This is a genomic window from Serratia sp. Ag1 (assembly GCF_000743355.1).
Taxonomy (GTDB): domain Bacteria; phylum Pseudomonadota; class Gammaproteobacteria; order Enterobacterales; family Enterobacteriaceae; genus Chania.
Map to the genome: position 1 here is coordinate 1 of NZ_JQEI01000046.1, position 13,903 is coordinate 13,903.

General features: G+C 55.3%; 12 protein-coding genes. 4 read left to right on the plus strand and 8 right to left on the minus strand.

What is annotated here, in order from left to right; all coding sequences use genetic code 11:
- Positions 1–606: 606 nt before the first annotated feature.
- The 5 genes from astE to IV04_RS21635 form a co-directional block, all read right to left on the minus strand.
- Positions 607–1,590 (minus strand): succinylglutamate desuccinylase, encoded by a 984-nt coding sequence (gene astE / locus IV04_RS21615; protein ID WP_037396806.1) that lies wholly within the window; start codon positions 1,588–1,590, stop codon positions 607–609.
- A gap of 11 nt (positions 1,591–1,601) precedes the next feature.
- The gene (gene astB, locus IV04_RS21620; RefSeq protein WP_037396803.1) at positions 1,602–2,942 is read right to left on the minus strand and encodes an N-succinylarginine dihydrolase; all 1,341 of its coding nucleotides are present in this window, start codon (positions 2,940–2,942) and stop codon (positions 1,602–1,604) included.
- Between the two features lie 18 nt (positions 2,943–2,960).
- Positions 2,961–4,433: a succinylglutamate-semialdehyde dehydrogenase gene (gene astD / locus IV04_RS21625; RefSeq protein WP_037396800.1), complete on the minus strand. Its 1,473-nt coding sequence runs from the start codon at positions 4,431–4,433 to the stop codon at positions 2,961–2,963.
- A complete protein-coding gene (gene astA, locus IV04_RS21630; protein WP_037396797.1) occupies positions 4,433–5,467 on the minus strand; it encodes an arginine N-succinyltransferase in 1,035 nt (344 codons plus the stop codon). Before astA ends, astD begins: the two co-directional genes overlap by 1 nt.
- An 81-nt stretch (positions 5,468–5,548) precedes the next feature.
- A complete protein-coding gene (locus tag IV04_RS21635) occupies positions 5,549–6,763 on the minus strand; it encodes an aspartate aminotransferase family protein (RefSeq protein ID WP_037396794.1) in 1,215 nt (404 codons plus the stop codon).
- A gap of 662 nt (positions 6,764–7,425) precedes the next feature.
- Here IV04_RS21635 and IV04_RS21640 point away from each other — a divergent pair.
- Complete coding sequence (locus IV04_RS21640; protein WP_037396791.1) at positions 7,426–8,400, plus strand: alpha/beta hydrolase; 975 nt, start codon at positions 7,426–7,428, stop codon at positions 8,398–8,400.
- Position 8,401: 1 nt separating this feature from the next.
- Here IV04_RS21640 and IV04_RS21645 read toward each other — a convergent pair whose 3' ends face one another.
- Complete coding sequence (locus IV04_RS21645) at positions 8,402–9,820, minus strand: PLP-dependent aminotransferase family protein (protein WP_037396783.1); 1,419 nt, start codon at positions 9,818–9,820, stop codon at positions 8,402–8,404.
- Positions 9,821–9,964: 144 nt separating this feature from the next.
- Between IV04_RS21645 and IV04_RS21650 the strand changes: the two genes are divergently transcribed.
- The 3 genes from IV04_RS21650 to IV04_RS25520 are packed head-to-tail and all read left to right on the plus strand — an operon-like array spanning position 9,965 to position 12,524.
- Positions 9,965–11,365, plus strand: a complete 1,401-nt coding sequence (locus IV04_RS21650; RefSeq protein WP_037396780.1) for a cytochrome ubiquinol oxidase subunit I — start codon at positions 9,965–9,967, stop codon at positions 11,363–11,365.
- A gap of 2 nt (positions 11,366–11,367) precedes the next feature.
- Complete coding sequence (gene cydB / locus IV04_RS21655; RefSeq protein WP_037396777.1) at positions 11,368–12,375, plus strand: cytochrome d ubiquinol oxidase subunit II; 1,008 nt, start codon at positions 11,368–11,370, stop codon at positions 12,373–12,375.
- A gap of 2 nt (positions 12,376–12,377) precedes the next feature.
- Positions 12,378–12,524, plus strand: coding sequence for a DUF2474 domain-containing protein (locus IV04_RS25520; RefSeq protein ID WP_072010947.1), 147 nt, complete (start codon positions 12,378–12,380; stop codon positions 12,522–12,524).
- A 22-nt stretch (positions 12,525–12,546) separates the two neighbouring features.
- Here IV04_RS25520 and IV04_RS21660 read toward each other — a convergent pair whose 3' ends face one another.
- Complete coding sequence (locus IV04_RS21660; protein WP_037396774.1) at positions 12,547–13,560, minus strand: NAD(P)-dependent oxidoreductase; 1,014 nt, start codon at positions 13,558–13,560, stop codon at positions 12,547–12,549.
- A complete protein-coding gene (locus IV04_RS21665) occupies positions 13,557–13,790 on the minus strand; it encodes a hypothetical protein (protein WP_152562935.1) in 234 nt (77 codons plus the stop codon). The genes IV04_RS21660 and IV04_RS21665 overlap by 4 nt, the downstream gene beginning before the upstream one ends.
- Positions 13,791–13,903: the final 113 nt, after the last annotated feature.

The following is a 13,903-nucleotide window of genomic DNA, read 5'->3' on the forward strand; positions in this document are numbered from 1 at the left end:
GTCTTCCCCACGCACGTGGGGGTGTTTCCAAGCCGCAGCCAACCGCCAGAACCACGCCGCAGTCTTCCCCACGCACGTGGGAGTGTTTCCAACAAGCTTCCATACGAGAGTGCGCACTGTTTGCCTTCCCCACACACGTGGGGGTGTTTCTGGCTGACAGGGGCACGAACCTGTCCATACCGGGCCTTCCCCACGCACGTGGGGGTGTTTCTTGGGTCGTTTTCCCCACCCCGGCATAGCCCTGGCCTTCCCCACGCACGTGGGGGTGTTTCTTGGTCTCGTTCGGCAATGTTGTTGATGGTGTTGTCTTCCCCACGCTCGCGGGGTGTTAGTCAAGCATGACCAAAACCACCGTAGTAACTACCCACCAAAATACGGCTGTCGCAATGACAATGTGAAATAACCTGGCACGGGAGAGTAAGTTGTTCATAGCAACCTCACAGTTTCAACGAGTCAACAGACCAAAACTGCCCTTTAAGATTAACTTTAGTTCGGCACAGCTATTTTTATTTGCAGCAGATCACTCTTTCATTAAATGATAAAAATTTGTCAAAGAAATGTTTTTCTCTCGCGGTATTTTTAACATCAACCAGAGGGCATCAAAGGTTAAAACAAAGTACTGCGCGGAACCTCTATCAGCAGCATACCGGCACGCAATCCCAGAGCGACGTTAGGGTTAGGGAACAGAATCCACTCTTTATCGTGCTGTACCCGGTATGTCTCCCCTGGTTGATCACACAATACCGTTCCCCGTGGCAACTCGGTAAAGTTGGCGGTGTCATCACTCAGATACAGTTTGAAGGCTTCACTGTGCTTAATCAGCGACTGCTCAACGCGGAATACCCGTATCGGTGCCTGCTCCCTTTGTGGCAGCGGCTCGGCGCTGATCGCCGATTGTAATGCCTGATAAATACCCACAAACTGTTGCAGATCGTTGTGGCCGAATGGCCGCGCCTTGCCCAGTTCCAACGTGCAACTGGCTGCCTGCCATTGTTCACTGGAGAAATGGCTGAAAGTCCCGCCGGGAGCCTGATGGATCACCAGGGCATCTAATGCTGCCGCATCCAGCAGCGCCAGCATTTCTGCGCTATACGCTCGGTTTTGGAATGGCAACAGGCCAAAACGCGGTAAATGCGATTCGCGGATCGCCGTATGCAAGTCAAAGTGAAAACGCGTGGCGTTCTCCCCAGCAAAGAAAGCGCCAATCACCTGCTCCAATTGCTGCGCCCGCGCGGTTTCTTGGCCAGGCTCAAACTTGACGTAGCGCCCACCGAACATACGGTTCATATCGCTGGACAGATAGCGTTTACCTGCACGCATCGCGGGTGGATTGCCCAGCACCACTAACAAACGCACCGCCAGTGGTCTGGTGCCAGCCAACACCTGCGCTACACACTGGTTAAGCAATTCGATAGGTGCCGTTTCATTACCGTGGATACCGGCGGAGATCGCTACGGCACGTTGATAACCGTGCCGTGGGCAAATCTCCAATATCCCTTCGCCCAGCCATTGCCAGCGCAACAGGTCGTTTTCACCACCTTGCTGCGCCGGTTCTTCCCCTGCTAACGTCAGCGCCAGTAAGTCAATCATGATTGCTCCGCTTATTGCTGGAACGGGTAAACAGAACCCAAGCCAAGGATTGTGGTCAGGGCATCCAGTGCTTCACGGCCTTCACGCAGTAATTGCGGATCCGCCAAGTCTGCCTGCGTCAGGCGATCACGATAATAGCGCTCAACCCACTGGTTAAGCGTGGTAAACAGCGCGTCATTCATCATCACCCGTGGGTTTACCGCCCGCAGTTCCTGTTCATTCATTGCCACTCGCAACCGCAGGCAAGCAGGGCCGCCGCCATTGCGCATGCTCTCGCGCAGATCGAATACTTTGATCTCATCAATCGGGCCACCGCTGGCCACCATTTCCGACAGATAATGCCAGACACCCGCATGCTGGCGAGATTCCTCTGGCACGACGATCATCATCCGGCCATTCGCTTTGGTCAGCAGTTGGCTGTTGAACAGGTAGGTCGCCACCGCATCTGCCACGCTGACGCGCGCGGTGGGCACTTCAATCGCCACCAGTTCAGAGCCTACCGTTGCCATTTTACGCCGCAGTTCATCCAGCCCCTGCTGCTGATGCAGAAAAGCCTGCTGATGATGAAACAGCACTTGCTGGTTGCTAACCGCAATCACATCGTTATGGAACACCCCTTGATCGATCACGGCCGGGTTTTGTTGCAAAAAGACCGTGTGTTCTGGCTGCAACTGGTGTAAACGGGCAATCGCTTCGCTGGCTTCTCGCGTCTGCCGCGCAGGGTAACGGGTTGGAGCCTGTTCCCCACCGAACTCTTGCCTGCCGTAAACAAACACCTGCACACCGCGCTGAGCATAGCTACCGCCTAGCCGGTTGTGATTAGCCGCCCCTTCATCGCCGAACAGCGCCACCTGTGGCAATGCATCATGATGCTCAAAATGCTGCCGATCGCTGAAAATCGCCCGCAGCACGGCGGAGGTAGTTTCCGCCTCGATCGCCCGGTGGAATTTGTTATTCAGATTGGCAGCGGTAAAGTGTACTTTGCCATCGGCGCTGTCGGCTGAAGGTGACACCGTCGCCGCATTGGCCGTCCACATCGACGAGGCCGAACTGAGTGCAGAAAGCAGTTGCGGTGCCGTGCGCATCACCTGCGCCAATATATTTTCGTCGGAACCGCTGAACCCCAGCTTACGCAGCATCGGCAGATGCGGGCGCTCTTGCGGCGGCAATACGCCCTGCTGGAAGCCGAGATCCGCCAGCGATTTCATTTTCAGTAAGCCTTGCTTAGCCGCCAGCTTTGGGTTGGATACCGCATTGCGGTGCAGAGTCGAGGCCTCATTACCAAACGACAGCCCGGCATAATGGTGCGTCAAACCGACCAACCCATCGAAATTGACTTCATATCCCAACATGTTTCTCTCCTGCGGGCATCAGTTAAACAGCAAACCGGGTGATAGGCTGGTGGGTAGCGTCAGGCTGGGGCTTTCCAGCGAAGCCATCGGCCAGGCGCAATAATCCGCCGCATAGAATGCACTAGGGCGATGGTTGCCCGAGGCACCTACCCCGCCAAAAGGTGCGGCACTGGAAGCCCCGGTCAGCGGCTTGTTCCAGTTGACAATACCGGCACGCGCTTCCAGCAGCAATTGCTCGAACTGCTCACGCTGCGGTGACACTAACCCCACCGACAACCCATAGCGTGTGTTGTTGGCAATGCGCAATGCGTCATCAAAGCTGTCGTAACGGATGATGGTGGTCAGTGGGCCGAAATATTCTTCATCCGGCACATTAGCCACGCCAGTGACGTCAATGATCCCCGGGCTTAACAACGCGCTGCCACTCTCCAACTGCCGCAGAGTCAGTAGAGCTTTCCCACCTAACGCCAACAGTTGCTGCTGTGCTGCCAGCATTTTCTCAGCGGCAGCCACCGAGATCACCCCACCCATAAACGGCTGTGGTTCAGCATCCCAGCGGCCAATGCGTAAAGCGCCAGCCACCTCAACCAAGCGCTCGATAAAAGCGTCTCCTTCTGGCCCGCGTTTCACCAGAATGCGGCGCGAACAGGTGCAACGCTGCCCGGCGGAGATAAACGCCGATTGGATCGCCAGATTCACTACCGCATCACGATCGTCAATCTGTTCAATAATCAGCGCATTGTTGCCCCCCATCTCCAGCGCCAGAATTTTTTCCGGCTGCCCGGCAAGCTGACGATGCAAGTGATAACCGGTATTGGCACTGCCGGTAAACAGCAACCCATCGATATGTGAGCTGGCGGCCAGCGCTTCGCCGGTTTCGCGCCCGCCCTGCACCAGATTGATCACCCCAGCCGGCAAACCGGCCTGCAACCAGAGCTTCAGCGTGGCTTCCGCCGTCAATGGCGTCAGTTCGCTCGGTTTGAACACCACAGTGTTACCCGCCAGCAAGGCGGGAACAATATGGCCATTCGGCAGATGGCCGGGGAAGTTATATGGGCCGAATACCGCCAGCACACCGTGCGGACGATGGCGCAACACCGAAGCCCCATCGGCCATCGCGGTTTCTGTCACGCCGGTACGTGTTTGATAAGCCTGTAAAGATATCGCTACCTTGCCGATCATCGCCTGCACTTCGGTTAAGGTTTCCCAGTGCGGCTTGCTGGTTTCACGGCTGATCGTTTCCGCCAAAGCCTGCTTATGTTCTTCCAGCAGAAGCGCAAAACGTTTGACCAACTGTTCACGCTCGGCAAACGGCGTGCGAGCCCAGGCCAGAAACGCGCCACGCGCGGCGGTGCAAGCGGCTGCCACATCGGCCGCATCAGCAGCATTCGCCTGCCACAGCGGTTGGTTATCTACCGGATCGGTTTTGCTGAACTCCGCGCCGTGGCCTTCACACCACGTTCCGTTAATCAACAATGCAGGGTGTGACATTAGGCTTTCTCCTGTGCAATAAGCGTGATTACCCGCACCTGGCTGCCTTGTTCAACGCCAAGCGCTGCCATGGTTTCGGCATTGATGCGCAGACGATCGTCATGCAGATCGGCATGCACCAGCAGTGCGCGGTAATGGGGATAGTTGTCGTTAGCCACCAGATACGCCGGGGCATCACTGTTAATGGGGGTGTCATCCAACACCACTTTCGCCAACTTGCTGCGCTTGACCGCACGGATCTCGTCGATCTCTGCCTCCAGCGTCGGGCCGCCGTCGAAAATGTCAACGTAGCCCTGATAGCGCAGCCCTTCTGCCTCCAGTAACCGGCGCGCCGGAGCAGTGTGCGGATGCACTTCGCCAATCACTTTCTGGGCATCTTCGGCCAGGAAATCGACATACAGCGGATGTTTTGGCATCAGTTCGGCGATAAAGGCTTTCTGCCCAGTGCCGCTCAGATAATCCGCCTTGGCAAACTCAATGGAAAAAAAGTGGCGGCCAACGCTTTCCCAGAACGGTGAACGGCCATTCTCGTCGGAAAAGCCGCGCATTTCGGCGATCACTTTGCGCGAGAAATGCTCACGAAACGCGGCGATAAACAGAAAACGCACTTTCGACAGCAGTTTGCCGTTCTCGCCATGACGATAGTCCGGATCGAGGAACAACGTACATAATTCCGAATGACCGGTATGGTCATTACTCAAAAACAGCGTCGGCACCGATTTATACACGTTCAGCTGTTTCGAAGCATGCACCTGAGTACCCACGCGGAAACTGTACCAGGGCTCAGACAGCCCCACCGCCACCTCAATGGCGCTGACGCCAACCACTTGTTGGCGTTCGGTATCTTCCAGGGCAAACAGGTAGCACTGTTCACTTTTCGGCAGTTCGCCTTGCCAGGTTTTTAACGCCCGCTCAATACGTGCCGACAGCGTGTCTTCATTCTGCGGCAGGGAAGTCAAACCAATGCCGGATTTACCGGCAAGCGTCAATAAATCAGCCAGATCGCGACGCGCTATGGGGCGGATAATCATCATAATGCGAACCTCGAAAATCGTCCCCTGGGGCTTTTAAACCCAACCGGGGCTAGGCTGCACCACGTGGGTGCAGCCGTTTTATTAACTGCAAATCCGCGCGACAGCACGCGCGAACCGCGCCAACCCTTCTTTAACATCCTGTTCCGGGATGATCAGCGAAGGGGTGAAGCGCACCACGTCTGGGCCAGCGATCAGGGCAATCACCCCTTCTTCGTTGGCCAACTGCGTGATTTGTTTAGCTTTACCCGCATAATCCTTGCTCAGTACACAACCAATCAACAGGCCACCGCCGCGAATTTCCGCAAAGATCGGATACTGTTGGTTAATGGTGTTCAACCCATCAACAAACCATTGGTGGCGTTGTTTTACCCCCTCCAGCACTTCTGGGGTATTAATCAGCGAGAACACCGCAGCGGCCACCGCCGTCGCCAACGGGTTACCACCGTAGGTGGTGCCGTGGGTACCCACCCCCAAGGTTTTCGCCAGTTTGTCGGTGGTGATCATCGCCCCGATCGGGAAACCGCCGCCCAGCGCCTTGGCGGTGGTCAGCACGTCGGGCACCACGCCGTATTGCATATAGGCATACAGATGCCCGGTACGGCCAACGCCGGTTTGCACCTCATCAAAAATCAGCAGCGCACCGTGGCGATCGCACAGTTCACGCAAGCCTTGCAGGAACAGCGGATCGGCGGGTAATACGCCGCCCTCGCCCTGGATCGGTTCAACAATCACCGCGCAGGTGTGCGCGTTAATCACCTCTGCCGCTGCCGCCAAATCGTTAAACGGTGAATGCACAATCCCTGGGGGCAACGGTGCAAAATCCTGCGAATACTTCGGTTGCCCCCCCGCTGAAACGGTGAACAGCGTGCGGCCATGGAACGCATTGTTGAACGCCACAATCTGGTTCTTTTCGCTACCGCTATGGTCCAGCGCATATTTGCGGGCCAACTTCAGTGCAGCTTCGTTGGCCTCTGCCCCGGAGTTACAGAAAAACACCTTGTCGGCAAAGGTCGCATCGATCAGTTGTTTCGCCAGGCGCAACACCGGTTCATTGGTATAACCATTGCCCAGATGCCACAGCTTGCCTGCCTGCTCCACCAGCGCTGCTTTAACCTGTGGGTGGGCGTGCCCCAGCGCGTTAACGGCGATGCCGCCAGCAAAATCGATATAACCTTTGCCTTGCTGATCCCAGACGTGTGACCCCTCTCCCCGCACCAGAATAAAATCAGCGGGTGCATATACTGGGATCATCCAGTCATCGAAAGACTGGCGGGTAACTGCGATTGGCTGTTCCATAGTGACCTCATGACTTCAGCAAAGGCTGAATTTTGACTGTAAGGGCCGTTCCTGCGCCGGAAGCAATGCTGCACGACAAAAAATCGACTTGCTGGCGAGATTTTCTGACCGACGATCATGCTTGCTAACACCGGTCATTCAGATACAAATCTGTTACATAAAATCGATTCTTCGCTATATCTGCCGCATTTAGCACCCCGGAACGGGGAATAAATGTTAACGAGTAGTTAAAATACATGTCGCTTCATAAAGAGTGTAGAGCAGCTATCATGCCAAAACGGGTTTTTCAGCGTATTTTGAAATTTTTTTCGTTAAAACAAGAGCTTATAATGCATAAATATTCAATATTTATGCATTGGTAATGAATAACGGAAAAAATACGGCCTGAAATCATCAGCGCCCGCGAAATCCTATTCAATTGCAAAATTCTTCTGTTTCTCTGATCGCGCTCGCAAAAATAATTTGGCCTGTCTGGCGGGTTTTCGCGCTTTTGCACCAGGATAGGGCATCAGATGCACTTCAGTGAGGCAAACTCCTGGCTCTTTAGCGTTTACGCGCCCTGACACATTTTTTACCCGTTCACTGCCGCACAAAAATAAAGGCATTAGCTACACTTTGATGCACCACTCCACGCAGATCGCCTCCACTTTTAGGGTTCCAACATGCCTAAGAAAATCGTTGAGCTCATTCAACCGGCTGCCGAATACCATACCGCCGCTTTTTTACAGGCTTTGAACGCCAGTTTGAGTAAACCGATGGAGCACATGAAGCCGAAAGAAGCGCGCAAAATGCTGGAAAGCCTGCAGCGCAGCGTAGAAGTACCGTTGCGTGACGTAGAGATTGAGGAAAAAACTGTCCGTGCTGCAGGCCAGGAACTGCTGCTGCACATCGTGCGTCCGCCTAAAGTAAAAGCGAAACTCCCGGCGTTTATGTTCTTTCACGGTGGGGGTTGGGTGATGGGCGATTTTCTTACCCATGAGCGGTTGGTGCGCGATCTGGTTTACAGCTCAGGGGCTGTTGCCGTGTTCGTCAACTACACACCGTCACCAGAAGCGCACTACCCCAACGCCATTCATCAGGCCTACGCCGCTACCGAATGGGTGGCGGAGTTTGGCGAGAAAATCAACGTCGACGGTTCACGCTTGGCGGTTGTCGGCAACAGCGTTGGCGGCAATATGGCGGCGGCAGTTAGCTTGCTGGCAAAAGAGCAGGCAACGCCAGCGCTGCGTTGCCAGATCCTGCTGTGGCCCGTCACTTACGCCAACTTTGATAGCGAATCCTATCACCAGTTCGCTGAAGGCCATTTCCTGACACGCAACATGATGAAAGGGTTCTGGGATCATTACGCTCCTGATAAAGCCTTGCGCAAAGAGATCTACGCTTCACCGCTCAATGCCACGCTGGAACAGTTGACAGGCCTGCCACCGGCCCTGATCCAAACCGCAGAGCTGGACGTGCTGCGCGACGAGGGTGAAGCCTATGCCCGCCTGCTGAACGCCGCAGGCGTCGAGGTCACCGCCACCCGCTATAACGGCTTGATCCACGATTATGGCCTGCTGAATCCGCTGGCTCACGTCCCGGCAGTACATTCTGCTCTTCATCAAGCCGGAAGGGCATTGAAGCATTATTTGACCTGAGCTACACCACTGGTTCCAGTTCCCGAATCAGTCTGGCTAACGTTTTGATCGCTGTCTCGAACTTATCGCCCCATTCGAAAGAGGCGTTCAAGCGGAAACAGTGATTGAAATGGGGGCCGGTGGTAAACATGCGCCCAGGGGCAATGCTGATCCCTTCAGCCAGCGCCCGCTGATACAGCACCATGGCAGACTGCGCCGGATCCAATTCGCACCAGAGAAAATAGCCGCCATCGGGCTGGCCCACCTTGACGGTTAGCGGAAAGTGACGGGTGATGGCCTGGCACATCACGCTCTGGCGCTGTGCCAGTAAGCGGCGCAGGCGGCGCAAATGGGTGTCGTAGCCACCGTGTAACAGATAGTCGGCAATCGCCATCTGGGTCGGCACGCTAGCCGAGACGGTGCTCATCAATTGCAGGCGCTGGATCTGCTGCGCATACCGCCCTGCTGCCACCCAGCCCACCCGGAACCCCGGGGCCAGACATTTGGAAAATGACGAGCAGTGCAGGATTTGCCCATCGTTGTCCAGCGCTTTGACGGGCAACGGTTGCTCGGCGCTGAAATACAGCTCACCGTACACGTCATCTTCGATCAATGAGACCTGATGCTCGCGCAGCAACCTCACCAACCGCTGTTTATTCTCCTGCGGCAGGCTGGCACCTTGTGGATTCTGGAAATGCGGCATCAGCCAGCAGGCTTTGATCGGGTACTGTTCCAGCGCTTGCTGCAATGCATCCAGATCGATGCCGTATTGCGGGTGAGTGGCAATCGCCACCGCCTTCAGGCGCAACCGTTCCAGCGCCTGCAACGCGCCGTAAAATGCCGGGGATTCAATCGCCACATAGTCGCCCGGTTGCGTTACCGCTTGCAGGCTGAGACTGAGTGACTCCATCGCTCCTGCGGTAATCACGATCTCGTCCGGTGCCACCTGCATCCCACTCAGCGCATAACGCTGGGCAATATGGCGACGCAAAGCATCATTGCCCGGCGGCAGGTTGGCTAATGAACTGTGCGGGGTAAATTTACGCGCCACACTGCTCAGCGCCCGCGCCAGCTTTGGTTGCATAAACAGCGTGGCATCAGGGAAAGCCGAGCCAAAAGGCACCATGGTGGGATCTTTGCACGCCTGTAAAACCTCAAACACAAAGGCGTTGATATCGACATGTTCACTCAGCAGCAATCTTTCGCTGCGTATTGGCTGCAGCAAGGGCTGTGGGCGGGGTGCGACGTAATAACCAGACTGTGGCCGGGCAATGATCCAGCCTTGGCTCTCTAGCAACTGATACGCCTGCACCACCGTCATCAGGCTTAAACCCGCGCGTTTGCCGCTTTCACGCAGCGAAGGCAGTTTATCGCCAGCACGCCATACCCGGTTCTGGATTTGTTCGCGGATCTGCTGAGCAAGCTGTTCATATCTGGTCATTCACACCAACTGTTATGGTTAAATATGAAATAATTGTCACTGTTATAGCCAATGTACTCCGTGCTCTACTGAATACCAAGCGTTAGTTTGGAAAATGAGATCTATACTCAAGAGGTCATTTTATGTACAGCAGCAGGAGGCGTCATGTTCGGTTTTGACGCATTGGAACTAGCACGTATTCAGTTCGCTTTCACCGTCTCCTTTCACATCATTTTCCCCGCCATCACCATCGGTCTGGCCAGTTATCTGGTGGTGTTGGAAGGATTATGGCTAAAAAGCGGCGATCGTACCTATCGCGATCTGTATCATTTCTGGTCAAAAATCTTTGCCGTTAACTTCGGCATGGGGGTGGTTTCCGGCCTGGTAATGGCCTATCAGTTTGGTACTAACTGGAGCTTCTTCTCTGAATTTGCTGGCAGCATCACCGGCCCGTTGCTCACCTATGAAGTGCTCACCGCCTTCTTCCTTGAAGCCGGTTTTCTGGGGGTGATGCTGTTTGGCTGGAACCGCGTCGGCCCTGGCTTGCACTTCTTCGCCACTTGCATGGTGGCACTCGGCACGCTGATTTCCACCTTCTGGATCCTGGCTTCCAACAGTTGGATGCAGACCCCACAGGGGCATGAAATCATCAACGGTGTGGTGGTGCCAGTTGACTGGCTGAAGGTGATCTTCAACCCGTCGTTCCCTTACCGCCTGCTGCACATGGCCACTGCCGCGTTCCTGTCATCTGCCTTTTTTGTCGCGGCTTCCGCCGCCTGGCATCTGCTGCGCGGGCGTGACACCCCGGCTATGCGCAAAATGCTGTCGATGGCCATGTGGATGGCGCTGATCGTAGCGCCGATCCAGGCGGTTATCGGTGATGCACATGGCTTGAATACGCTGAAGCATCAACCAGCAAAAATCGCGGCAATGGAAGGCCATTGGGAAAACCACCCAGGCGAAGCCACGCCGCTGATCCTGTTTGGTTGGCCAGATATGCAGCGTGAAGAAACACGCTTTAAGCTGGCGATTCCTTACCTCGGTAGCCTGATCCTGACTCACAGCCTGACCGGGCAGGTGCCAGCGTTGAAATCCTTCCCACCAGAGGATCGCCCCAACGCTACCGTGGTGTTCTGGTCGTTCCGCATTATGGTGGCACTGGGCATGCTGATGATCCTGGCTGGCGTCTGGAGCCTGTGGCTGCGCTGGCGCGGCAGGCTCTATCACTCCAGGCCCTTCCTGCGCTTTATTCTCTGGATGGGGCCGTCCGGTATCTTGGCCCTGCTGGCAGGCTGGTTCACCACCGAGATTGGCCGCCAACCCTGGGTCGTCTACGGTTTGTTGCGCACCAAGGACGCCGTATCTGCCCATGGCGAACTGCAGATGAGCATCAGTCTGCTGGCCTTTATCGTCGTCTATTGTTCGGTGTTTGGTGTCGGTTACTCCTATATGATGCGCCTGATCCGCAAAGGCCCGCAAGAGCATGAAGGTGACGAAGCAAACAGCGGCGGCACGCCGTCCCGTCCGCTTTCAGCGGTAAAAGAAACCTTGGACGACAGGAGCTGAACATGGGTATCGATCTTCCACTGATCTGGTTTGTGATTATCGTGTTCAGCACCATGATGTATGTGGTGATGGACGGTTTTGATTTAGGGATCGGCATTCTGTATCCCTGGGTGAAAAGCAGCCGCGATCGCGATGTGATGATGAACACTGTCGCTCCGGTTTGGGATGGTAATGAAACCTGGCTGGTGCTCGGCGGCGCGGCACTGTTTGGCGCTTTTCCGCTAGCCTATGCGGTGATCCTCGAAGCCCTGGCCATTCCGCTCACGCTGATGCTGTTTGGCCTGATTTTCCGTGGAGTCGCCTTTGAGTTCCGTTTCAAAGCGAAACCAGAAAAACGCCATATCTGGGACAAAGCCTTTATTGGTGGATCGATTTTCGCCACCTTTAGCCAAGGCGTGGTTGTGGGCGCAATCCTCAACGGTTTCCCGGTAGAAGGCCGTGCCTATGCGGGTGGCGCGCTCGACTGGCTGACACCGTTTGCGTTGTTCTGCGGGCTAGGGCTAGTAGTGACCTATGCTCTGTTGGGTTGTACCTGGCTAGTGATGAAAACGGCGGGCGATCTGCAAAAGCGCATGTACCGCCTGGCGACCCCGCTGTTAATCATTCTGCTATTGATACTGCTGGCGATCAGCCTGTGGACTCCGCTCGAACATCAGGCTATTGCCGCCCGCTGGTTCAGCCTGCCAAACCTGTTCTGGCTATTGCCGGTGCCGCTGTTGGTGTTGCTCAGCGCCTGGGGGATCTGGCATGGCGTGCGTCAGGGTGCCCATTATTCGCCATTCCTGCTGACGTTACTGCTGGTGTTTCTCGGCTTGAGCGGCCTGGGTATCAGCATCTGGCCACTGCTGATACCGCCATCCATTACGCTGTGGCAGGCCGCCGCACCGCCACAAAGCCTGGGCTTTATGTTGGTTGGCGCGCTGTTCATTATCCCGATCATCCTGGTTTATACCTTCTGGAGCTACTATGTATTCCGCGGCAAAGTCAGCCATGAAGATGGGTATCATTGAGCATGAAGAAGACGATGGAGTATAAAGCGCCTTGGTGGCAACGCCTCGGCTGGCTGGTAATCATCTGGAGTGCCAGCGTGCTGGGGTTGTTCTTGGTTGCCACACTGTTTCGCCTGCTGATGGGCATGGCAGGGATGAGAACTCATTAAACCTGGCGGCTCTGTGGAGCCGCTACTTCACCCAAGCACCCTGTTGCTTCAGCCATTGCCCTGTTTGCTCAATCCCCTGCTCCAGGCTGTACAGTGGTCGATACCCCAACTCCTCAATCGCTCGGGTGTTATCCAGCGTCATATCGAAATGGATCGCCGCCACGCCGTAGCGCGTCAAAGCCGGTTCGTTGTCAGTGATAAACGCCAGTATTTCGCTCCCGCATGCCAATGACAGCAACAGTGGATAAGACACCGCCTGCAAACGGTATTGCCAGCCTAACTGTTGAAGCAACAGCTTATGCAGCACGTCTGCCAATGCCTGCGGTTGCTGATTGGTGATGTTGTAAACGCTGCCAGACGCTACATTATCCTTACAGCTAGCCAGTGCCATGGCATGCACCACGTTGAGCACAAAGGTGAGATCCAGACAGGCCTTACCGCCCCCGGGCAGGCGCAGTATTCCTTTGTCGCGCTGCAGTTTGGCCATTACGCCTGGCATATTCATCCGGTCATGCGGCCCGAACAGGCCACCTGGCCGCAAAATAAGATAGGTGGTTTGCGGGTAAAGATGCAAAAGCGCCGCGATACTCTGCTCTGCGGCGAACTTGCTGGCGGCATAGTGGTTGGCAAAGCTGTCAGCAAACTCACCTTCCGCGATGTTGTGGCGGTGCTGAAAATCAAAATAGACTGCCGGGGTTGATATATAAATGAAGCGCCGGATACCGCAACGCCCAGCCACCTGAGCCAGCTTATCGGTCACGTAGGTATTGATCTGATAAAACTCCGGGCCCCGTCCCCAAAGGGAGGAATTCGCTGCACAGTGCCAAACCACATCACAGCCGACCATCAGTTGCTCACACTGTTCTACCCCTGCACGGGTGAGATCCAGCAGGGTAAACCTCGCCCCTAAAGCGACCAACAAACGCCCGACGGTTTCATTCCTGCCAGTTGCATGCACCTGATGGCCAGCACTCAATAACCATTCCACTGCATTGCGCCCCAATCCGCTGGTGGCTCCGGTCACCAATACCTTCATGGCTGCAACCTCACATCCTTCAGGATCACCCCTGCCGCACGGTCAGCCTGCACGCCACGCAATCGCTTGCGCATATAAGGGAAATAACAGCGGGCCTTGCGCAGAACAAAGCTCGGTGAATCAAGGGAATCATAAACGGGCAGCCCGTCATTTGCGGCACAATATGCTCGCAATACCGTGGCTGTGACAATCGCGTTAAACGGCAGTGCGTTGTTGGAAGGCGTTTTCATAATCATTTATACCCAAAATAATCCGAATTGTTTGAAGTATGATGGGTATATACCCAAAATAATTCGAGTTGCTTGTAGGCGGCAACCGAAGGAAGCCCCAGGAGCTTACTCAG

What these genes read in the sequence shown, in the direction of transcription:
- IV04_RS21645 (WP_037396783.1), bottom strand. Translation starts at nt 9,820, where the DNA reads ATGACCAGATATGAACAGCTTGCTCAGCAGATCCGCGAACAAATCCAG.
- astB (WP_037396803.1), bottom strand. Translation starts at nt 2,942, where the DNA reads ATGTTGGGATATGAAGTCAATTTCGATGGGTTGGTCGGTTTGACGCAC.
- astA (WP_037396797.1), bottom strand. Translation starts at nt 5,467, where the DNA reads ATGATGATTATCCGCCCCATAGCGCGTCGCGATCTGGCTGATTTATTG.
- IV04_RS25520 (WP_072010947.1), top strand. Translation starts at nt 12,378, where the DNA reads ATGAAGAAGACGATGGAGTATAAAGCGCCTTGGTGGCAACGCCTCGGC.
- IV04_RS21650 (WP_037396780.1), top strand. Translation starts at nt 9,965, where the DNA reads ATGTTCGGTTTTGACGCATTGGAACTAGCACGTATTCAGTTCGCTTTC.
- cydB (WP_037396777.1), top strand. Translation starts at nt 11,368, where the DNA reads ATGGGTATCGATCTTCCACTGATCTGGTTTGTGATTATCGTGTTCAGC.
- astE (WP_037396806.1), bottom strand. Translation starts at nt 1,590, where the DNA reads ATGATTGACTTACTGGCGCTGACGTTAGCAGGGGAAGAACCGGCGCAG.
- IV04_RS21635 (WP_037396794.1), bottom strand. Translation starts at nt 6,763, where the DNA reads ATGGAACAGCCAATCGCAGTTACCCGCCAGTCTTTCGATGACTGGATG.
- IV04_RS21660 (WP_037396774.1), bottom strand. Translation starts at nt 13,560, where the DNA reads ATGAAGGTATTGGTGACCGGAGCCACCAGCGGATTGGGGCGCAATGCA.
- astD (WP_037396800.1), bottom strand. Translation starts at nt 4,433, where the DNA reads ATGTCACACCCTGCATTGTTGATTAACGGAACGTGGTGTGAAGGCCAC.
- IV04_RS21640 (WP_037396791.1), top strand. Translation starts at nt 7,426, where the DNA reads ATGCCTAAGAAAATCGTTGAGCTCATTCAACCGGCTGCCGAATACCAT.
- IV04_RS21665 (WP_152562935.1), bottom strand. Translation starts at nt 13,790, where the DNA reads ATGAAAACGCCTTCCAACAACGCACTGCCGTTTAACGCGATTGTCACA.